The 19,964-nt window shown below is 70.4% G+C and carries 21 protein-coding genes; 9 read left to right on the plus strand and 12 right to left on the minus strand.

The window, feature by feature from the left end; all coding sequences use genetic code 11:
- Nucleotides 1-25 precede the first annotated feature (25 nt).
- The 3 genes from ACFPZ3_RS43355 to thiE are packed head-to-tail and all read left to right on the plus strand — an operon-like array spanning nucleotide 26 to nucleotide 2,210.
- Nucleotides 26-1,189, plus strand: a complete 1,164-nt coding sequence (locus tag ACFPZ3_RS43355) for an NAD(P)/FAD-dependent oxidoreductase (protein WP_379520217.1) — start codon at nucleotides 26-28, stop codon at nucleotides 1,187-1,189.
- Nucleotides 1,190-1,219: 30 nt separating this feature from the next.
- Nucleotides 1,220-1,594 carry an Rv2175c family DNA-binding protein gene (locus ACFPZ3_RS43360; protein WP_379520218.1) on the plus strand — a complete coding sequence of 125 codons (375 nt, stop codon included), beginning with the start codon at nucleotides 1,220-1,222 and terminating at the stop codon, nucleotides 1,592-1,594.
- The gene (gene thiE, locus ACFPZ3_RS43365; protein ID WP_379520219.1) at nucleotides 1,572-2,210 is read left to right on the plus strand and encodes a thiamine phosphate synthase; all 639 of its coding nucleotides are present in this window, start codon (nucleotides 1,572-1,574) and stop codon (nucleotides 2,208-2,210) included. The genes ACFPZ3_RS43360 and thiE overlap by 23 nt, the downstream gene beginning before the upstream one ends.
- A gap of 115 nt (nucleotides 2,211-2,325) precedes the next feature.
- Here thiE and ACFPZ3_RS43370 read toward each other — a convergent pair whose 3' ends face one another.
- On the minus strand, nucleotides 2,326-3,393 hold the full coding sequence (locus tag ACFPZ3_RS43370; protein WP_379520220.1) for a polyprenyl synthetase family protein: 1,068 nt from the start codon (nucleotides 3,391-3,393) through the stop codon (nucleotides 2,326-2,328).
- A gap of 91 nt (nucleotides 3,394-3,484) precedes the next feature.
- Here ACFPZ3_RS43370 and metF point away from each other — a divergent pair, with 91 nt between their 5' ends.
- Nucleotides 3,485-4,405, plus strand: a complete 921-nt coding sequence (metF, locus tag ACFPZ3_RS43375) for a methylenetetrahydrofolate reductase [NAD(P)H] (RefSeq protein WP_379520221.1) — start codon at nucleotides 3,485-3,487, stop codon at nucleotides 4,403-4,405.
- A 130-nt stretch (nucleotides 4,406-4,535) separates the two neighbouring features.
- Here the strand turns inward: metF and ACFPZ3_RS43380 are convergent, their stop codons facing one another.
- Nucleotides 4,536-5,102, minus strand: coding sequence for a GNAT family N-acetyltransferase (locus ACFPZ3_RS43380; protein WP_379520222.1), 567 nt, complete (start codon nucleotides 5,100-5,102; stop codon nucleotides 4,536-4,538).
- 10 nt (nucleotides 5,103-5,112) lie between these two features.
- Complete coding sequence (locus ACFPZ3_RS43385; RefSeq protein WP_379520223.1) at nucleotides 5,113-5,589, minus strand: YbaK/EbsC family protein; 477 nt, start codon at nucleotides 5,587-5,589, stop codon at nucleotides 5,113-5,115.
- Between the two features lie 97 nt (nucleotides 5,590-5,686).
- On the opposite strand from ACFPZ3_RS43385, the gene ACFPZ3_RS43390 reads away from it, so the two are divergent.
- Nucleotides 5,687-6,526, plus strand: a complete 840-nt coding sequence (locus tag ACFPZ3_RS43390; RefSeq protein ID WP_379520224.1) for a L,D-transpeptidase family protein — start codon at nucleotides 5,687-5,689, stop codon at nucleotides 6,524-6,526.
- Here the strand turns inward: ACFPZ3_RS43390 and ACFPZ3_RS43395 are convergent.
- Nucleotides 6,523-6,915: a winged helix-turn-helix transcriptional regulator gene (locus ACFPZ3_RS43395; protein ID WP_379520225.1), complete on the minus strand. Its 393-nt coding sequence runs from the start codon at nucleotides 6,913-6,915 to the stop codon at nucleotides 6,523-6,525. The two genes, ACFPZ3_RS43390 and ACFPZ3_RS43395, sit on opposite strands and share 4 nt — an antisense overlap.
- A gap of 71 nt (nucleotides 6,916-6,986) precedes the next feature.
- On the opposite strand from ACFPZ3_RS43395, the gene ACFPZ3_RS43400 reads away from it, so the two are divergent.
- The gene (locus ACFPZ3_RS43400) at nucleotides 6,987-7,868 is read left to right on the plus strand and encodes an NAD(P)H-binding protein (RefSeq protein WP_379520226.1); all 882 of its coding nucleotides are present in this window, start codon (nucleotides 6,987-6,989) and stop codon (nucleotides 7,866-7,868) included.
- A gap of 7 nt (nucleotides 7,869-7,875) precedes the next feature.
- On the opposite strand, the gene ACFPZ3_RS43405 is transcribed toward ACFPZ3_RS43400, so the two are convergent.
- Entirely contained in the window at nucleotides 7,876-8,502 is a 627-nt protein-coding gene (locus ACFPZ3_RS43405) for a hypothetical protein (RefSeq protein WP_379520227.1), read from the minus strand.
- Nucleotides 8,503-8,569: 67 nt separating this feature from the next.
- Complete coding sequence (locus ACFPZ3_RS43410) at nucleotides 8,570-9,193, minus strand: TetR/AcrR family transcriptional regulator (protein WP_379520228.1); 624 nt, start codon at nucleotides 9,191-9,193, stop codon at nucleotides 8,570-8,572.
- A gap of 78 nt (nucleotides 9,194-9,271) precedes the next feature.
- Here ACFPZ3_RS43410 and ACFPZ3_RS43415 point away from each other — a divergent pair, with 78 nt between their 5' ends.
- The 3 genes from ACFPZ3_RS43415 (at nucleotide 9,272) to ACFPZ3_RS43425 (ending at nucleotide 11,847) form a co-directional block, all read left to right on the plus strand.
- A complete protein-coding gene (locus ACFPZ3_RS43415; RefSeq protein ID WP_379520229.1) occupies nucleotides 9,272-10,462 on the plus strand; it encodes a cytochrome P450 in 1,191 nt (396 codons plus the stop codon).
- 6 nt (nucleotides 10,463-10,468) lie between these two features.
- Entirely contained in the window at nucleotides 10,469-10,660 is a 192-nt protein-coding gene (locus tag ACFPZ3_RS43420; RefSeq protein ID WP_379520230.1) for a ferredoxin, read from the plus strand.
- Between the two features lie 740 nt (nucleotides 10,661-11,400).
- Nucleotides 11,401-11,847 carry an SAV_6107 family HEPN domain-containing protein gene (locus tag ACFPZ3_RS43425; protein ID WP_379520391.1) on the plus strand — a complete coding sequence of 149 codons (447 nt, stop codon included), beginning with the start codon at nucleotides 11,401-11,403 and terminating at the stop codon, nucleotides 11,845-11,847.
- Nucleotides 11,848-13,506: 1,659 nt separating this feature from the next.
- On the opposite strand, the gene bldD is transcribed toward ACFPZ3_RS43425, so the two are convergent.
- From bldD to ACFPZ3_RS43455, 6 genes are all read right to left on the minus strand, one after another.
- On the minus strand, nucleotides 13,507-14,001 hold the full coding sequence (gene bldD, locus ACFPZ3_RS43430; protein ID WP_026214021.1) for a transcriptional regulator BldD: 495 nt from the start codon (nucleotides 13,999-14,001) through the stop codon (nucleotides 13,507-13,509).
- A 302-nt stretch (nucleotides 14,002-14,303) separates the two neighbouring features.
- Entirely contained in the window at nucleotides 14,304-15,170 is an 867-nt protein-coding gene (locus ACFPZ3_RS43435) for a universal stress protein (protein WP_379520231.1), read from the minus strand.
- Between the two features lie 2 nt (nucleotides 15,171-15,172).
- Nucleotides 15,173-16,594 (minus strand): amino acid permease, encoded by a 1,422-nt coding sequence (locus tag ACFPZ3_RS43440; RefSeq protein ID WP_379520232.1) that lies wholly within the window; start codon nucleotides 16,592-16,594, stop codon nucleotides 15,173-15,175.
- Between the two features lie 10 nt (nucleotides 16,595-16,604).
- Nucleotides 16,605-17,540, minus strand: a complete 936-nt coding sequence (gene arcC / locus ACFPZ3_RS43445; protein ID WP_379520233.1) for a carbamate kinase — start codon at nucleotides 17,538-17,540, stop codon at nucleotides 16,605-16,607.
- Nucleotide 17,541: 1 nt separating this feature from the next.
- Nucleotides 17,542-18,546: an ornithine carbamoyltransferase gene (gene argF, locus ACFPZ3_RS43450; protein ID WP_379520234.1), complete on the minus strand. Its 1,005-nt coding sequence runs from the start codon at nucleotides 18,544-18,546 to the stop codon at nucleotides 17,542-17,544.
- A gap of 14 nt (nucleotides 18,547-18,560) precedes the next feature.
- Complete coding sequence (locus ACFPZ3_RS43455; protein ID WP_379520235.1) at nucleotides 18,561-19,805, minus strand: arginine deiminase; 1,245 nt, start codon at nucleotides 19,803-19,805, stop codon at nucleotides 18,561-18,563.
- Nucleotides 19,806-19,964 lie beyond the last annotated feature (159 nt).

Consider the following 19,964-nt stretch of genomic DNA (forward strand, 5'->3'; position numbering starts at 1 on the left):
CACACCCCCCGTTATCGTCATCAACGTGAACCAAGTCGTGGTGGTGGGAGCGGGCCTGGCCGGAGTGCGCACCGTGGAGGCCCTGCGGGGGCGCGGATTCACCGGCCGGATCACCCTGATAGGCCAGGAGCGCCATCCTCCCTACGACCGCCCGCCCCTGTCCAAGGCCGTGCTGGCCGGCGATGCCGACACCAGTTTCGTCGAGACCGACCTCGAGGCCATGGAGGTCGACTTCTGGCCGGGCGTCAGCGCCAAGTCGCTGCGCGCGGGCGTCGTGGAGACCACCGAGGGCGAGGTCGCCTACGACGGCCTGGTCATCGCCACCGGCTCCGAGCCGATCAGATTGCCGGGCGACGGCCCTCAGCACGTCCTGCGCACCCTCGACGACGCCCACGAGCTCAGGGCCACGCTCGTCCCCGGCGCCCGCATCGTGATCATCGGCGCGGGCTGGATCGGCGCGGAGGTCGCCACCGCGGCCCGCCGCGCGGGCTGCGCGGTGACGGTGATCGAGTCGGCCCCCACCCCGCTCGCGACCGCCGTCGGCACCGAGATCGGTGCCCGCACCATCCCCTGGTACGACGGCATCGACCTGCGGCTCGGCACCATGGTCGACTCCGTCGACGAGGGCGGCGTGCGACTGGTGGGCGGCGAGTTCATCGAGGCCCACGTGGTCGTCACCGGCATCGGCGTACGCCCTGCCGTCGGATGGCTCGCCGACGCCGACATCGACCTGCACAACGGCGTCGTCACCGACGAGCACCTGCGCGCCTCGCTGCCGAACACGGTCGCGGTGGGCGACTGCGCCGCCTGGTGGTCGCGCCGCTGGGGGACCAGGCTCAGGGTCGAGCACTGGGACACCGCGCTCAACGCCCCCGAGGTCGCCGCCGCGACGCTGCTGGGGGAGGATGCGGTGTACGATCCGGTTCCGTACTTCTGGTCGGAGCAGTTCGGGCACATGGTGCAATATGCCGGGCACCATCCCGCGGGCGACCGGCTCATCTACCGAGGCGAACCCGAGGGCAAGTGGTCGGCCGTCTGGCTCACCGCCGACGACACCCTCGCCGCGGTGCTCGCCGTGGACCGGCCGCGCGATCTCGTCCAGGGTCGCCGGATCATCGGCGCAGGACACCGCCTGGACGCGGAACGCCTGGTAGATCCACAAGTCGTTCTACGAGATTGTGTTGTTTGAGCAAGCACGGCATGTGGTAGTTGTGGTTTCGTGACGCTTTCTGTTGCACAGATCGACCGGGAGACCGAGCAGCTCGTCGAAGAGTGGCTCACACTCCCCGAAGTGGCTAAGTGCCTTGACCTTTCGATCGGGCGGGCCAAGCAACTCCTTAAGGACCACAAGCTCCTCGGCGTGCGCCGTGGGAGCGGCGGGCCACAGGTGCCCGCGGTGTTCCTCGATGGAAAGGACGTGATGAAGGGCCTGCCCGGCACACTTACCGTGTTGCAGGACGCCGGCTACGACGATGTCGAGTCGCTACGCTGGCTCTTCACCCCCGACGAGTCCCTGCCAGGATCGCCCATAGACGCGATCAAGGCCGGCCGTCATACCGAGGTCAAGCGGCGTGCCCAAGCCCTCGGTTTCTGAGGCCCGCCTCTATCTCTGCACAGACGCTCGCCGCGACCGCGGCGATCTGGCAGAGTTCCTCGATTCGGTGCTGGCCGGGGGCGTGGACATCATCCAGCTGCGGGAGAAGGGCCTGGAGGCACGCGAAGAACTCGCGCTCCTGGAGGTCTTCCGCGACGCCTGCGACCGGCACGGCAAACTGCTGGCCGTCAACGACCGGGCGGACATCGCCTACGCCGCCCGGCCCGACGTGCTCCATCTGGGGCAGGACGACCTTCCTGTGACGGTCGCGCGAGAGATACTCGGCGACGACATCGTCATCGGACGGTCCACCCACTCCTCCGCCGAGGCCTCCGCCGCGGCTGTGGAGGAGGGCGTCGACTACTTCTGCTGCGGCCCCACCTGGCCCACACCCACCAAGCCGGGCCGCCCGGCTCCCGGCCCGCCGCTGCTGCGGCACGCGGCGTCGCTGGGCTCCTCGCGGCCGTGGTTCGCGATCGGCGGCATCGACCTCGTCAATCTCGACGAGGTCATGTCGTACGGGGCGAGCCGGGTGGTGGTGGTACGCGCGATCACCGACGCCGACGACCCTGGTGCGGCGGCGGCGGAGTTCGCCAAACGCCTGTCGGCCCGCTGACTACCCGAGACGCCCGCCACCCCGGCGGGCGTCTCGGCCCACAACGCCGTTCCCATGCCACGACGGCAGCCAAGGTCTGTCGGCTTGCCCGCTGTCCGTGCGGTCCAGGCGCGGGTCAGGTCTTGCGGGATGTGGCGGCGATGGCCAGGTCCGTGAGTGCCGTGCGGGAGCCGGGTGTGACCGGGGCCGGGTCGAGGGCGGCGAGCGCCTCACCCAGATAGTCGCCGATCAGGTCCTCGCACTCCTGCAGCGCGCCGGTGTCGTCGATGATCTGCCGCAACGCATCCACCCCCCGTTCGTCCAGCTCGGGATCCCCCAGCAGCCGCCGCACCGTCTCGGCCTCGGCGGGGGAGGCGGCGGCCAGGGTGCGGGCCACGAGCATCGTGCGCTTGCCCTCCCGCAGGTCGTCCCCCGCGGGCTTGCCCGTCTGCGCGGGGTCGCCGAAGACGCCCAGGATGTCGTCACGGAGCTGGAAGGCGATCCCGACGCGCCGGCCGTACCCGGTGCAGAGGTCGTCCATCCAGGGCGCGAGCTCGCGGGCGGCGAGCACGAGGCCGAGCCTGAGCGGCTGCTCCACCGAGTATTTGCCGCTCTTGTAGAGCGCCACCCGCAGGGCCGAGTCGAAGGTGTTCTCCCCGTGCGCCTGCTCCAGCAGGTCGAGGTACTGCCCGCACATCAGCTCGGTGCGCATGTGATCGTGAACGGGCTGGGCCGCCTCCAGCGACTCGGGCGGCAGCCCGCTGGCCCGCCACATCTCGCCCGACCAGATCAGCAGCAGGTTGCCCAGCAGGATGGCCGCGCCCTCGCCGAACTGCCGCGCCGAGCCGTGCCAGCCGGCCTTCTCGTGCATCGCCTGGAAGCGGCGGTGCGCGGACGGCATGCCCCTGCGCAGGTCGCTCTTGTCCATCACGTCGTCGTGCACCAGCGCGCTGGCCTGCAGCAGCTCCAGCGAGGCGGCGGCGGTGAAGATGCCCGGCACGTCGGTGCCCCCGGCGCCGCGCCAGCCCCAGTAGCAGAAGGCCGGCCGCAGCCGCTTGCCCCCGGACAGCAGCGCGTCGGCCGCCATGCGCAGCGGCGCGAACTCGGGATCGCCGCCGGCGGGCAGCTGTCCTTCGACGAACTCTCCGAGGGCACGCTCCACCTGCGTGCGCAGGGTGTCCAGGCCGGCGGCGTCAGTGGTCATGCCATGAGACTAATGGCCGTGGGCAAGGGTGCGGATCTCCAGGTGCCGCTCTGACCCGCTGGTCTGGGAGATGTGGCGGTAGCCTTGGTCCATGGCGCTTGGTCGATCCCCCATCCGTCCGGAACGTGTCCCCACAGTCCGCGACTTGCTCGCGGCCGGTGGCCGATCGTTCTCGTTCGAGTTCATGCCCCCGAAGAACGACGAGGGCGAGCGGCAGCTCTGGCGTGCGATCAGAGAGCTGGAGTCGTTGCGTCCGACCTTCGTGTCGGTGACGTACGGCGCCGGCGGCACCACCCGCGACCGCACGGTCGACATCGTCGAGCGGATCGCCCACGACACCACGCTCACGCCTGTGGCGCATTTCACCGCGGTCAACCACTCGATCCGCGAGCTGCGCCACCTCGTGGGCCGCTTCGCGGACGCCGGCGTGCGCAACATGCTGGCGGTGCGCGGCGACCCGCCGGGTGACCCGACCGCCGAGTGGGTGCAACACCCTGAGGGTGTGCTCTACGCCGAAGACCTCGTGCGCCTGATCAGGCAGGTGGGTGACTTCTGCGTCGGCGTGGCGGCCTTCCCCTACAAGCACCCGCGCTCGCCGTCCATCGAGTCCGACACCGACTACTTCGTACGCAAGTGCGAGGCGGGCGCCGACTACGCGATCACGCAGATGTTCTTCGAGGCGGAGGACTACCTGAAGCTGCGCGACCGGGTGGCGGCCAGGGGCGGTCAGACGCCGATCATCCCGTGCGTCATGCCGGTCACCCGGATGGGCACCATCGCGCGCTCCGAGCAGCTTTCCGGGGCGCCGTTCCCGCCGGCCCTGGCGGCCCGGTTCGAGGCCGTCAAGGACGACCCGGCGGCGGTGCGGCGGCTGGGCATCGAGCACGGGGTCGCGATGTGCCAGCGGCTGCTCGACGAGGGCGCGCCGGGGATCCACTTCATCACGTTCAACCACTCGAGCGCGTCGCGTGAGGTGTTCCAGCGGCTGGAGCGGGTGCCCCAGTCGGCCTGAGGCGAAGGGAAGCCCGCCATCCGCCCGCAGGGGGACCGGGCGGGTGACGGGCAGGGAACTCCGGTCGGTCGGTAAAGGGTCGGCTACTTTCTGTAATGAAAGTTGCCCCACGATCATGCCCGATAAACCCTCAGGTCAGGGGCAGGGGGCGGCCCGCGATCGCGTACTCCTCGTGGCCGCCCGGGAAGACGAACGCCGTCAGCAGGTCATGGAAGCCCATGCTGGCGTAGAGGTGGCGGGCGGCCGTGGGCCGGTCATGGGTGGACAGCACCGCGGAGCGCTCGCGGCGGCCGGCGCACAGCGTGCTGATCATGGCGCGGCCGATGCCCTTGCCCTGGTAGTCGGGGTGCACGTGGATCTCGGCGAGCTCGAACGCGTAGCCCATCCAGGCCTCGGCCGCCGGCTGGCCCAACTGGCCCGACAGGCCCCTGGAGACGACGTCGTGCCACCACTGCCCGGGCGCGCCCCGGAATCCGTACGCGAATCCGACAGTTCGGGGTTCCAGCGCATCGGGGGATGAATCACGCATTTCTGCGAAATAACACTGGAAATGGGGATATGTCCCGTGATTTCGCATGATGGTCTTGCGGCCGGTGATCTGGTCCTCCGGCGGGTTCATCGCCGCCGTGTAAATGCCGATCACAGTCTCAAGCCGCTCGGTGAACTCGGCCGGCCCGGCTCCGCGAAACTCGATCACCCGTCGCACACTACTCGACGTCAACCGGCCTACCCCCGGTGATGCGCACGAGCTCGTCGAACGTCGTCGGGAACACCGTGAGCGGATGCCCACCGGCCGCCCACACCACCTCGTGCTTGCCCAGCCAGTTGTCCACCAGGGTGCGCACGGGCGCGGGATGCCCGACGGGGGCCACGCCGCCGATGGGCTGACCGGTGGCGGCGCGTACGAACTCCGGCGTCGCCCGGCGTACCCGCTCAACGCCCGCCGTGCGGGCGATCAGCTCGACGTCCACGCGGTGCGCGCCGCTGGTCAGCACCAGCAGCGGCGCCCCGTCCGCGTCGAAGATCAGGCTGTTGGCGATCGCGCCGACCTCGCACCCGACCTGGGCCGCCGCCGTCGCGGCGGTGGGCGCCTTCTCCGGCAGGACGACGATCTCGCCGCTCACTCCTTGTTCGCGCAACGCGGACTGTACGACAAGGGCATTGCTCGGCAACTTCTCAGACATGGAGACACTCTAAACAGGTTGACGGCTTGATTACCCATTCATGGTGAGTGGTGTATGGTCCTCTGATCTATTCTTTAAGTGATGAGAGGTGGTACACGTGGGGGCTCCACGTCTGCCCGGGATAGCAGCTCTCCTGACGGCCGGCGCGGTCGTCCTCTCAGGTTGCGGGACGCAGGCGCACCAGAGTCCTGAGGCCGCCGCCACGCCCGCCGCCACCCTCGCTCCCACACCCGCCGCCACGCGCACCGCCGCCGCCGGCCAGACCGGCCCGGCCGCCGCCGAACCCGTCACGGCTCCGCGAAAGACGCTCAAGCTGGGCGCCAAGGGCAAGTCCGTCACCTGGCTGCAGGAGCGGCTGATCGAGCTCGGCTATCGGCCGGGCAAGGTGGACGGCCAGTACGGCGGCACGACGCTGACGGCCGTGTGGGCGTTCCAGAAGGTCAACGACATCAGGCCGACCAGCACCGTCGCCAGGCGCACCTGGGCGGCCCTGGAGGCGCCGAAGGCGCCCAAGGTCCTGGTCAAGAACGGCAAGCCCACCCGCGCCGAGGTCAACCTGACCAAGCAGATCATGGTCCTGTACGTGGACGGCGAGCAGAAGCTGATCACCCACGTGTCCTCGGGCAGCGGCATCCCCTACTGCGAGACCGCCACCTGGCAGGGCAAGGAGCAGCGCTTCTGCGGCTCGGCCGGCACTCCGACCGGCAACTACCGCACGACGTGGCGCGCGAGCGGCTGGCACAAGTCCTACCTCGGCGAGCTGTACAACCCGATCTTCTTCAACGGCGGCATCGCCCTGCACGGCGCGCTGTCGGTGCCGCTCTACCCGGCCTCCCACGGGTGCGTGCGCATGCCGATGAACGTGGCCCAGGCCCTGCCCAAGCTGCTCGGCAAGGGCGTGCCGGTGCACGTCAGGGGCAAGTTCAGGCGCGGCTAGCCCTCCGCGGTGTCCCAGCGGGCGCGGGCGTCCTCCATGGCGTCCTTGTGGTCACGTGACCAGTCCGCCAGCCGCCGCACGGCCTCGGCGAGGCTGCTGCCCATCGGCGTCAGCCGGTAGTCGACCTGCGGCGGAATCGTCGCGTACGCCGTGCGCTCCACCAGCCCGTCCCGGCACAACCGCCGCGTCGTCAGCGTCAGCATGCGCTGCGAGATGCCGGGAATCGCCCGCTCCAACTCCCTGAACCGCCGCACCCCCTTGGCCAGCTCCACCAGCACCAGCACCGTCCACTTGTCGCCGATGCGGTCGAGCACGTCGCGGATTCCGCAGTCGTCGTCCCCGCAAGGGCCGTCGGCCTGGGAGGTTACCTCGGTGTGCGCGACTGACATGAGAGTGCCTCCTTACGGCGAGCGCCGGCCGGCGCCCATGCTGTCACCTGGCAGAACCACAGTAGAGGGGGATGACGATGATCGTGGTCACGGGTGTGTCCGGAGCGCTGGGCGGTTCGATCCTGGCCGGTCTGAGGGACTTGGACGAGCTGGAGGTGGCCGGGGCGAGCAGCTCCGGCGACGGCGCGCAGGTTCGGCACGCCGACTTCGACCGGCCGGACACGCTGGAGCGGGCGTTCGAGGGGGCGCGGGTGCTGGTGTTCGTGTCGGCCGGGTACGCCGAGGACGACGTCGTGCTGGCCCGCCACGGCGCGGTCGTACGGGCGGCGGCCGGGGCGGGCGTCGAGCACGTGATCTACACCAGCCTGGCCGGGTCGGGCGAGCACCTGACGATCGCCCTCGCGCACCGGTGGACCGAGGCGCGGCTGGCCGAGGCGCCGTTCGACGTCACGGTGCTGCGCAACGGCCTGTACGCCGAGCTGCCGGCCGATCTGGCGCTGGTCGGGGCCGCGGGCGCGGCGGAGAGCGGGGTGTTCGCGGCGCCGTTCGGGCAGGGACGGATGTCGGTGGTCGCCAGGGAGGACCTGGCCGCCGTGGCCGTGCGCGTGGCGGCCGAGGCGTGGCACGACGTGGTGGCGGGCGGGAGCCGGCGGCACGCGGGCAGGACGTACGAGCTGGAGGGCGTGAGCGCGGTCGGCGGGCGTGAGCTGGCCGGGGTGCTGGGGGAGGTGCTGGGGCAGCCGGTTGAGTATCTGCCGGTGTCTCTGGGGGAGGTACGGCCGGTGCTGGCGGGGCTGGAGCCGTACCGGGCGGGGCACACGGTCTCGACGTTCGCCAACCTCGGCGCGGGGCTGCTCGAAGCCCGGAGCAGCGACCTGCCGGCCTTCCTGGACGCGCCGCGGCCGGTGCTCGACCTGATCGCGGCGGTCGTCAAGTCCGGCGTACAGGGCTGAGCCGGTCTCAGGGGCCGGCTGCCGCGTCCTGGCCGGCGTTCTCGGACGGCCGCGCGTCCGCGCTTTCGGGCGGTCGCGTGTCTGTGCTCTGGGATGGTCGCGCGTCCGTGTCCTGGCCGGCGGCCTCGGGCGGTTTCCGGCGTTTGCCCTGCGCGGTGGCGATGGACATGCCGACGGCCTGGACCAGCCCGGCGGCGAGCAGGAGGTAGGCCAGGGCGGATTGCCATGGGGGCAGGCCGGAAAGGAACTCGGGGGAGTCGGACAGGGCCGCCAAGCCCCTGACGGGGTTGATCAGCGCGATGAGGAACCCCAGCGAGTACGGGAGGATGAGGACACCCGAGATCACCAGCAGGGGCGTCCGGCCCCGGCCACGCCGTAACAGCATCCCCATGACCGCGTAGGCCAGCGCCACCACGCCGACGAAGAGAGCGGTCCACCAGGTCAGGCGCCAGCTGTCCACCCCGAGCGTGGTCATCCCCGAGGCGTCGATCATGCCGCCCGGCCATCCGGGGTCCGAGACCTGGGCGCGCACCCCCCTGCGGACGGCCAGATAGCCGGCCCCCGCGTACGCCGCCACCAGGACAGGCCCCAGGGCCAGCAGGACGAGGCCGACCGGCCGAGCTCTCCCCGCCATCCGCTCTCCTCACCACTCCGGGTTCCGGGTTTCCGGGGGACAGCCTCTCAAAGAGCCGCGAATCAGGCTAACCGAGCGAACGCAGACCGGACACCGCCACCTCGGTGGCGCGCCGGGCGGTCTCCCAGATGTCCTGCAGCGAACGCTCGTTGCGCATGTTCGCCATCACCGCCAGCTTGACCGCCCCGACCAGCGCCCCCACCGCCGCTCCCGCCTCGGCCAGGGTCAGCCGGTCGCGGTAGCTCTCGTGGAGCGCCGTGGCCAGTCTGAGCTGGCTGTCGAACAGCAGCATCAGCGCCCTGGCCTGCAGCGCCGGCTCCGTCTGCAGGAGGCTCACCCGCAGCGCCGTGTCCTCGAACGTGAGGCCCTCGTTCGAGGACATGTACTCGATGCTCTCGTTGATGACCCGCAGCAGCAGGTCGATCACCGGCTCGTCCGGCATCCTGGTCGCGATGGTCGCCACCGCCAGCTCCACCCGGGCCTCGGAGTCGTAGAAGACCACGTCCTCCTTGCTGGCGAAGTAGCTGAAGAACGTGCGCGTGGAGACGTCGGCCTGCGCCGCGATCTCCGCGAGCGTGGTCTGCTCGAAACCCTTCTCCCCGAACAGCCGGAGCGCCGCCTCGATCAGCGCTCGGCGCGTGCGCTGCTTCTTGCGCTCCCGCAGTCCCACCATGGCGGCACTATAGTTCATGAGCTGACTCTTTTCATCCATTGAAATTTTGCATCGGCTGCTGTTTTCTGGAGATGGAGCTCGGAAAGGAGCCGGAACATGTCCGAACTGACCCTGCCCACCGTCCGCCAGCGCCCGCTCGACCCGCCGGACGAGGTCACCTCACTGCGGCAAGAGGGGGAGATGCACCGCCTGACCTTCGCCGACGACCACCAGGGCTGGCTCGTCACCGGTTACGCGGCCGCCCGCGAGATCCTGGCGAGCCCGCACTTCAGCAACCGGCCCGAACAGGCGCACCCGCTGATCCCGGCCAGGAAGGAGTTCGTCAAGCGGAATGCGCTCGGGGTCCCGCCCGGGTTCTTCCTGCGCATGGACGCCCCCGAGCACACGCGCTTCCGCAAGCTGCTGACGGGGCAGTTCACGGTACGCAGGATGAAACTGCTCGAACCCAGGATCGAGGAGATCACCAACGCCTGCCTGGACGCGATGGAGGCCGCGGACGGGCCTGTGGACCTCGTACAGGCGTTCGCGCTGCCCATCCCGTCACTGGTGATCTGCGAGCTGCTCGGGGTGCCGTACGAGGATCGTGCGCAGTTCCAGGAGGACTCCAAGATCCTGGTCAACCTCGAGACCAAGGCCGACGACGCCCTGGCGGCGATCCAGCGGGTCTGGGCGTACCTGGGCGGACTCATCCAGCGTAAGCGCAAGGAACCGGCCGACGACCTGCTCAGCGGGCTCGTCGAGAGCGGAGAGCTGAACGACGAGGAGCTCGCCGGGGTCGGGGTCCTGCTGCTGATCGCCGGGCACGAGACGACCGCCAACATGCTGGGGCTGGGCACGTACGCGCTGCTCGCCAACCCCGACCAGCTCGCCCTCATGCGCGACGACCCCTCGGCGGTGGACAACGGCGTCGAGGAACTGCTGCGCTACCTCACGATCATCCACCTCGGGCCGATCCGCGCCGCGCTGGAGGACACGGAGATCCAGGGCGTCTCGATCAAGGCGGGCGAGAACGTCGCCATCCACCTGCCCGCCACCAACCGCGACGCCTCCCGCTTCCCCGACGGCGACCGGCTCGACCTCACCCGGCCCGCCGGCGGGCACCTGACCTTCGGCCACGGCATCCACCAGTGCCTCGGCCAGCAGCTCGCCCGCGCCGAAATGCGCATCGCCTACCCTGCGCTGCTGCGCCGGCTGCCTGGCCTACGCTTGGCGGTAACACCCGAGGAGGTGCCGATGCGCTCAGACATGAGCATCTATGGAGTGCACCGCCTCCCTGTCACTTGGTAGGTTCCGATGAAAATCAAGGCAGATGAATCGGTGTGCATCGGGGCGGGCATGTGCGCGCTGACGGTGCCGAAAGTGTTCGATCAGAGCGAGGAGGAGGGCACGGTCGTACTTCTGCAGGACGTGCCACCGCAGGAGCTGGAGGAGGCCGTACGCCGCGCCGTGACCCTTTGCCCGTCCGGGGCCATCTCGGTGGAGTGACGTTCGCAGTGCCTTTGACACCCCCCTGACGCACCACCTCGCCGTCGCCGCGATCCCGATTCCCGCGGCGGCGGCTCTTTCATGCGCACGGCCACTTCGGCGCGTGCGCCTCTTCCGCGCGTCCGGGTGCTCCGTGCGTACGGTTTCCGTGAGTGCGCGCTTCAGCGCGTGCGGGGCTCGGCGTGTGCGGGCTTCAGCGTGTGCGGTGGGCCTCCGCGTGTGCGGGCTTCAGCGTGCGCGGCGGGCCTTGGCGTGTGCGGGCCTCGGCGTGCGCGGCGGGTCTCGGCGTGTGCGGGCCTCGGCGTGCGCGGCGGGTCTCGGCGTGTGCGGGCCTTCACGCATTCGGCCTTCGCGCGTTCGATCTTTCAGGTGTACGGCGGAGGCTTCGCCGCGTGCCGATCCTTTCCCTCCATGGTCATCGAACCTATGTTCGTGGAACCAGTTGACACCGAGCGTGATCGAAATTATGTTCGACCATGTGACGGTGGGGCTCGCGGCTCAACGTCACCAGGACCTGGTCGCGGGCCGTTGCTTCCCCAAGCGACACCCACGGCCAGGCCCTCGGGCGAAGGGTGCGTCCTCGTCGTCGGCGGAGACGAGTGGGCGTGCCCTGGCCGGGCGGGGAGAAGGGGAAGCTCCTCGTCCGGCCTGCCCGGCGGAAATGTCGGTGGCGTCTGCGATTGTTGGCTCCACTGGCGGAGACGCCGGCCGCCGCCCACGACTCCAAGGAGGCGCGCAAGATGGCACCACGGCCTAGAGACACACCCGGGCCCCGGCTGTCCCCTGCGGTTCGGGCACACCTGACCGATTCACGTTCCTGCCTGGCGGAGGCGACCGGCGCTCGCACCCCGGCATCCCGATATGTGGCCGCTCACCTGGCGGCTCTGCGAGCGGCGGCGGCGATGCTGGCCGCTCGTCCCCGCCCCATGGAGGGCCGCAGGCGCCGCCTGCGCAGCGCCTGGGAGCTGCTGCCCGAGGCGGAGCCGCACCTGACGGAATGGGCCGCCTACTTCGCCCAGACCGCCGACAAGCGCGCCGCCGCTGAGGCGGGCATGGTGCGCCGGATCAGCGCGGCGGACGCCGACGAGATCCTCGCCGAGGCGGAGACCTTCGTCGCCACGGTCGAAGACCTCCTGGGGGTCCCAGGACAGCCCCAACTGCCGGTGGACGTGCCCCTGGCAGGCTAACCCCCAACCCACCCACCCTTGGGCCAGGCAAATCCGCCCTCAGGCAAGACCACCCTGCCCCTCGTCCAGACCGTCCTGCCCCTAGGTCGGGCAACCCTGCCCCCTCGGTCGGGCAATGCCGCCCTCCGGCCGGATGGCCCTGCCCCTCGGTCGGACCGCCGCGCCCATCGGCCAGGCAAGGCCGTTCATGGGCCGAACCACATCCCGTCTCTCGGTCGGCAAGACCGCCCTCCGGCCGGACAGCCCCGCCCCTCGGCCAGACCGTCCTGCCCCTAGGTCGGGCAACCCTGCCCCTCGGCCAGACCGTCCTGCCCCTAGGTCGGGCAACCCTGCCCCTCGGCCAGACCGTCCTGCCCCTAGGTCGGGCAACCCTGCCCCTCGGTCGGGCAATGCCGCCCTCCGGCCGGGCAGCCCCGCCCCTCGGTCGGACCGTCGGGCCCATCGGCCGGGCAGGGCCGTTCTTGGGCCGGACCACATCCCGTCTCTTAGTCGGGGCATGGCCGCTCTCCGGCCTGACCACTCCGCCGCTCGGTCGGGCAAGGCCGTCTTTGGGCTGGGCAAGGCCGTCCAAGGGCGGTCTCGGCGCCATGCTCGCGCTGAACGCCCGGCGGGCCGCCGCCACGCCCACAGGGTGTGCCGGTTCTGGACGCATGCCCGCTTGCTCGTGGTCGGCCTCGACGACGTCCGGCGCCAAGGGTCTTGGGCTGCCCTAGGCCCGCGCAGTTCGTTCGCCCGCCCAGGCCATCCACGGCCGCCTGCGGCGACGTCTCGCGCCCGGCGACGTCTCGCGCCCGGCGACGTCTCGCGCCCGGTGGCATCCCGGTTGGGTGGTATCCCGGGCTTGGAGGCGCCCCGGGGGTGGTGTCCCGCCGAGTGGTGGATCAACGATCTCGTCGCGCGATGCCTACCTCGGCAAACATCGCTGAGCGGGTGCGAAATTACACCGCTCTGCTGAACGTCACCGCCCCGGGCTGGGGTGGCACGCCGGGCTCGGAGGCAGGCCATGCCGCTCAGCACGCATCCCGGCATCGGGCATGTGACCCAGGACGCGCGTCGGCTCGCCCCTGCGCGCGTGACCACAGCATGCGCATGTGGGGCCCGGCACCACGCACGTGGCCCACAGGTGCAACCGGGCCCAGCCTCCCGTCCATGGCCCGTACACGCGCCAGCCCAGCCTCCCGTCCATGGCCCGTACACGCGCCAGCCCAGCCTTCCGCCTATGGCCTGCACGCGCGCTGGGCTCAGATGGCCCCGCACGCGCGCGGGCTCAGAGCCTTCGCGATGCCCCTTGCGGTCGAGCGTCACGATGCGACGCCCCCGCCGCACTGGCGCCATGGGTCGCCGGGTGGGAGCACATGCGGCATCGGCTGCCGCGCCGGCTCGGCGTGTGGGGCGCTGCCCTGGGTGGGGCGGGCGGAGATGGCAAAGGGCGCGCCACACGGGGAGGTGCCCCAGGGGCGGGGACCGGAGATGCCGAAGGGCCCGCCGGTGCACGGCGGGCCTCTTGGCGTTGAGCGGGTGACCTCAAGATGCCGAAGGGCCCGCCGGTGTGCGGCGGGCCCCTTGGCGTTGGGCGGGTGACCTCAAGACCTCAAAACAGGCGACCTCAGACCGGCGCGGAACCGACGGCCTGAGGCCGGAACAACCTCAAGGACGGTCTCAGAACGACTCGACGGCCCGGCGGGCCTCCGCGTCGAGAACGCCCCAGCTGATGAGCTCCTCGGTCAGCTCGCTCGGCGACTTGTCATAGATCACGGCCAGGGAGCGCAGGTCCTCCTGGCGGATCGACAGCACCTTGCCGTTGTAGTCTCCGCGCTGGCTCTGGATGGTGGCCGCGTACCGGGCCAGTGCGCCTGCCTTCTCCTTCGGCAGAGTGGCCAGGCGCTCCAGGTCGATCACCAGCTTGGGCGTCGGCCCGAGCGGACTGGGGGCGGCTCCGCCCGGCAGCAGCTCGGAAACCGGAACCCCATAGAAGTCGGCAAGCTCGGCAAGCTTCTGCACGGTCACCGCTCGGTCGCCGCGCTCATAAGAGCCAACGACTACGGCTTTCCACCTGCCACGCGACTTCTCTTCGACTCCGTGCAGGGACAGCCCCTGCTGGGTGCGGATGGCGCGGAGTCGTGCACCCAGCGACTTTGCGTACTCAGACGGCATCGTGTGGCCCCCCGGCTCTCGTATGTAGCGCTCTCAGTAGATTGTGCTCCCTTGCGGCGTATGCCCGGGCCACCGGGGGGTCTGGTGCCAGGCTCGGCACCATCGGTAGCCATGGCCCTGGGTTTACCCCAGAACGCCACGCGGTGTGGTTACGCACAGTGACGGTAAAGGGGTGGACGCCGTAGGTCAAGCTGATTGGAAAAAAGATGCCGAATCCGGTCCGGTAGGGAACGCCACAAACGCCCCTCATGTCGCGCTGGTAACAGTACTTCGTCAGAGTTTGACGAGGATATCCGCGCCGGTCAGGGCTGGCGGGTGAGAATCAGGACAGGGCAGGTCGAAGCCCTGACGATCTTTATCGAGGTGTCGCCGAGAAAGACCCGCCTGAGTGGCCCGGTGTCGCTGGAAGCGCATATGATCATCTCACCGGGAAGCCATGAGGTCGCGCCGAGAGCCTGAGCCACGTTGCGGCCCTCCAGCACCTCGACCTCCACGGGCGAGCGCCGCCGCTGCCCCCGCACCGCGACGCGCAGATCGGCCGCGGCCTGGTCGCGCAGGCGCAGGAGCATCTCTTCCTCGATCCTGGCCCGCCTGCCGCTGCTGACCACGAGCGTGACCAGCCGCAGGGGCACGTCGAGCGCCGCGGCCGTCCTGGCCGCGTCCTTGACCGCGGCGTCGCATCCTGGGCCGCGGCGGTAGGCGACGGTGAGGCGGTCGAAGGCGGCGGGCGGCTCCTCGCCGTAGCCGCGTGGCGCGAGCAGGACGGGAACGGAGGAGGAGTGCAGGAGCTGGTCCGCGGTGCTGCCCACCGCGATGCGCCCCCTGCCACCGCCCGGGGCCGAGCCGATCACCACGAGGTCGGCGGCGCGCTTGCGCGCCAGCTCCACCAGCCCGCGCCCGCTGCCCCGATGGGTGTGCCTGACGTAGTCGGCCTCGTCGCCGGCCAGCTCGCGGGCCTGGGCGAGCGCCGCGTCGGCCTGCTCGCGCAGGTAGGCGCGCCACACGCTCTCCTCGGCCCTGGCGGGCCCCGGCGTGGAGGCGGCGGGCGGCTGCACGGTCGCCACCGTCAGGCGCGCGTGCGCCTGATTCCTGACCAGTACGGCCAGCGCCAGCCCATCCCGCCCCCGGGGCCCGGGGACGTATCCGGCCAGCACGTTGTCGAGCTTCATTTTCAGCGCACCTCGGCATTCAGCCGGGAATGGCCATAGCCGTACAGGAAATAGCAGATCAGGCCGACGAGCATCCACAACCCGAAGGCCAGCCAGGTGACCCCGGCCAGTCCCGCCATGACCACGACGCACAGGATCGCGCCGAGCACCGGAGTGGCGGGGAAAAGCGGCGTGCGGAAGCTGCGCGGCAGCTCGGGGCTGCGGTAGCGCAGCACGAGCACGCCGACGTTGACGATGGCGAAGGCGAACAGCGTGCCGATGCTGGTCGCCTCGGCGAGCTGTCCCAGCGGCACCAGCCCGGCCAGCACGGAGATGAACGCGAACACGATGAGGGTGTTGGCGACGGGCACCTGCCGGCGCGGGTTGACCCGCTGGAAGATGCGGGGAATGAGCCCGTCGCGGGACATCGCGAACAAGATGCGGGTCTGGCCGTAGATGACGGTCAGCACGACGCTGGCGATGGCGATGACCGCGCCGAAGGAGACGATGAGGCCGGGCCAGGTGGCGCCGACGGCGAGGTTGGCGACGTACGAAAGGCTCGCCTCGGTGTTCTGCGGGTCGAAGTCGGTCCACGGCATGGCGCCGACGGCGGCCAGGGCGACGAGCACGTAGACGACCGTCACGATGGCCAGGGACAGGATGATCGCCAGCGGCAGGTCGCGCTTGGGGTTCTTGGCCTCCTCGCCGGCCGTGGAGGCGGCGTCGAAGCCGATGTAGGAGAAGAACACCTGCGAGGCCGCGGCCGTGATGCCGGCGACCCCCAGAGGGGCGAAGGGGGACAGGTTCCCGGCGCGGAAGGCCGTGAACGTCACCACGCAGAAGAACAGCAGCACCGCGATCTTGATGAGCACGAAGAAGGCGTTGGCCGTGGCGCTCTCGGAGGCCCCGTACAGCAGCAGCCAGGTGGCCAGCGCCACGATGACGATCGCGGTGAGGTTGACCACGCCGCCGTCCTGGCCGGGGGAGCGGGTGATCGCGTCGGGCAGCGTGAAGCCGAACAGGGAGTTCAGGAACGAGTTGAGGTATTCGCCCCAGCCGACGGCCACGGCCGCGACGGAGACGGCGTACTCCAGCATGAGACACCAGCCGCAGATCCAGGCCACGAGCTCGCCCAGCGTCGCGTACGCGTAGGAGTAGGACGATCCGGACACCGGGATCGTCCCGGCCAGCTCGGCGTACGACAGAGCCGAGAACAGCGCCGTGATCGCCGCCAGCGCGAACGCCACCACCACCGCGGGCCCCGCCTTGGGCACCGCCTGCCCGAGGATGACGAAGATCCCCGTGCCCAGCGTCGCGCCGACGCTGAACAGCGTGAGCTGCCACAGCGACATCGTGCGCCGCAGCTCACCACCCTCGCCGTGCCCGCCCTCTGCCACGATGAGCTCGGTGGGCTTGGTACGGAAGAGCCGCCCGGCCAGTGCCATGTGACACCCCCTACAGCGTGCTCGTCAGCGGCCACCTGCCGTTGGGTGTGACGATGGTTCCCGCTGAGCCGCCGAGTATGCGTTCGGCCTCGTCCAGCTTCCCGATGGCGGCCATGTCGCCGGTGGTCTCCACGAACCGGCAGACGGCCGCCACCTTCGGCCCCATCGACCCGGCGGGGAAGTCGAGGGCCCGAAGCTCGTGCGGCGTGGTGTGGGCGATCTCACTTTCGTCAGGGGTGCCGAAGTCGCGCATGACGCGCGGCACGTCGGTCAGGCTGAGGAACGCGTCGCAGTCGAGGGCCTCGGCCAGCATCGAGGTGGTCAGGTCCTTGTCCACGACGGCCTCGACGCCGGCCAGCCGGCCGCGCTCGTCGCGTACGACGGGGATGCCGCCGCCGCCCGCGCAGATCACGATCACGCCCTCGCCCATCATCCGGCGGATCAGCCGCGTCTCCACCACGCGCTGCGGGGCGGGGGAGGGCACGACGCGCCGCCAGTGCCGGCCGTCCTGCGCCACGCTCCAGCCGCGCTCGGCGGCCAGCTTCTCGGCCTCCTCCCGCTCGTAGACCTGGCCGACGAACTTGGACGGCTGCTCGAAGGCCGGGTCCACGGCCGTCACCAGCGTCTGCGTGACCATGGCCAGCACCTGCCTGCCGGGCAGCGCGTTCTGCAGGGCCTGCTGCATCCAGTAGCCGAGCAGGCCCTGCGTCTGCGCGCCGAGCGCGTCGAACGGGTAGGGCCTGGTCAGGCCGGGGTCGGCGGCGCTCTGCATGGCCAGCATGCCGACCTGGGGCCCGTTCCCGTGGGTGATGACCAGCTCGTGCTCGGCCGCGAGCCGGGCGAGCGTCCTGACGGCGGTCCGCACGTTGGCCACCTGCACGTCGGCGTCCGGCCGCTGGCCGCGCCTGAGCACCGCGTTGCCGCCCAGCGCCACGATGACCCGCATGTCAGTCTCCCAAGGTCGCGACCATGATGGCCTTGATGGTGTGCAGCCGGTTCTCGGCCTGGTCGAAGACGATCGAGCGCGGCGACTCGAAGACGCTCTCGGTCACCTCCAGCGCGTCGAGCCCGGTCTTGTCGTAGATGTCGCGCCCGATCTCCGTCGCCCGGTTGTGGAAGGCGGGCAGGCAGTGCATGAACTTCACCGACGGGTTGCCGGTGGCCTTCACCACGGCGTCGTTCACCTGGTAAGGCAGCAGCAGCTTGATCCGCTCGTCCCACACCTCGGCCGGCTCGCCCATCGACACCCACACGTCGGTGTAGAGGAAGTCCACCCCTTTGACGCCCTTGTTCACGTCGGAGGTGACGGTGATCCTGGCGCCGGTGCCAGCCGCCAGCCGCTCGGCGGGCTTGACCACCAGGTCCGGATCGGGCCACAACGCCCGGGGCGCGACCAGCCGCACGTCCATGCCGAACATCGCCCCCGTCACCAGCAGCGAGTGCCCCATGTTGTTGCGCGCGTCGCCCAGGTAGGCGAAGGACACCTCACGCAGCGACCGGTCGCCGTGCTCGCGCATGGTGAGCATGTCGGCCAGCATCTGCGTCGGGTGCCACTCGTCGGTCAGGCCGTTCCACACCGGCACCCCCGACAGCGCCGCCAGCTCCTCGACGTACGCCTGCGCGCGCCCGCGGTACTCGATCCCGTCGAACATCCGGCCCAGCACCCGCGCGGTGTCCCCGACCGACTCCTTGTGCCCGATCTGGGAGCCGGCCGGGTCGAGGTAGGTGACGTGCGCCCCCTGGTCGTGGGCCGCCACCTCGAAGGCGCAGCGGGTGCGGGTGGAGGTCTTCTCGAAGATCAGCGCGATGTTCTTGCCCCGGAGCCGCCGCCGCTCGACCCCGGCGTACTTGGCGGCTTTCAGCTCGGCCGACAGCCGCAGCAGGAAGCCGAACTCCCCGGGTGTGAAGTCCAGCTCCTTGAGGAAACTGCGGTTGCGCAGGTTGAAAGCCATCGGAAAAGGTCCCCTTAGACGGCGTCACGCTCGAGCGGGCAGCTCATGCACCGCGGCCCGCCGCGTCCCCGGCCGAGCTCGCTGCCCCTGATCGTGATCACCTCGATGCCGTTGTCGCGCAGGTGGTTGTTGGTGGTGGCGTTGCGCTCGTAGGCCACCACCACGCCGGGCTCCAGCGCCAGCCCGTTGCAGCCGTCGTCCCACTGCTCCCGCTCGGCCGCGTACACGTCCTGGGTGGGTGTCAGGACCGTTATGTCCGGCAGGTCCAGGGCGTGCGCGATCGCCTTGTGCATGTCCTCCGGCGGGTGGTCGGTGACCGTGAGCTCCTTGGAGGTCTCCCCAGGTTCGATCGTGTACGCCGGCAACATGCCCAGGCCCGCGTACTTGGTGAACACCCCCACGTCCAGCATGGTCATCACCGTGTCCAGATGCATGAACGCCCGCGCCTTCGGCATGTCGAGCGCCACGATCCGCCGCGCCGAGCCGGCCCTGAACAGCCGCTGCGCCAGCATCTCCACCGCCTGCGGCTGGGTGCGCTCGCTCATCCCGATCAGCACCACCCCCCGGCCGATGACCAGCACGTCGCCGCCCTCCATGGTGGCCGGCGCCACCGACTGGCCGGGCATCCAGCAGTGGTAGCCGCCCTGCCCAGGACGGTTGTAGCCGCCGGCGAACGTCGGGTGGTACATGTAGACGGCCTCCATGTTGACCGTCTCCCGCATCCGGGCCTTCTTCTTCATCGCGTTGATCGACACGCCGTCGTAGATCCAGCAGGACGTGTCGCGCGTGAACAGGTGGTTGGGCAGGGGCGGCAGCACGAAGTCGTCGTCGGCCGTGGTGTGGAAGGTCAGCGCCTTGGGGTCGCAGCCCATCGCGACCAGCTCGCGCTTGGTGATGCCGCCGGTCAGGTACAGCTGCAGCGTCGCCGAGTCCAGCCCGTCGAGCGTGTTGCGCACGTCGTCGATGGCGACGGGGCCGAGCCAGCGCTCGTCGATGACCGCGTCGAGGATGTGTTTGCGGGCCTCGGGGATGTCGACCGTCTCCTTGAGCAGGTCGGCCAGCTCGTGGACGCGTACGCCCCGGTCGGTGAGCACCTGCTGGAACTCCTCGTGCTCCTCGATCGCCCGCTGCACCCACAGCACGTCGTCGAAGAGGAAGGCGTCCTTGCTGGTCGGGGTCAGCCGCTTCAGCGCCAGGTCGGGCTTGTGCACCAGGACCTGGCGCAGCCGCCCCACCTCGGAATCGACATGAAAGGTCATCTCTGCTGTATCCCCCTCCAGGCAGCGGAAGTCACCCGCGACGCCCGCCCCCGCGACGCGGATGACGTGCCCGGCCCGGGAGGCGCTGACACGGCGGCGGCCCGGGAAATTACCTGATCCGGGATGTCGGCCGAATCCGCGACCATTCCGTCGCTCCGC

This window comes from Nonomuraea insulae, from assembly GCF_042656245.1.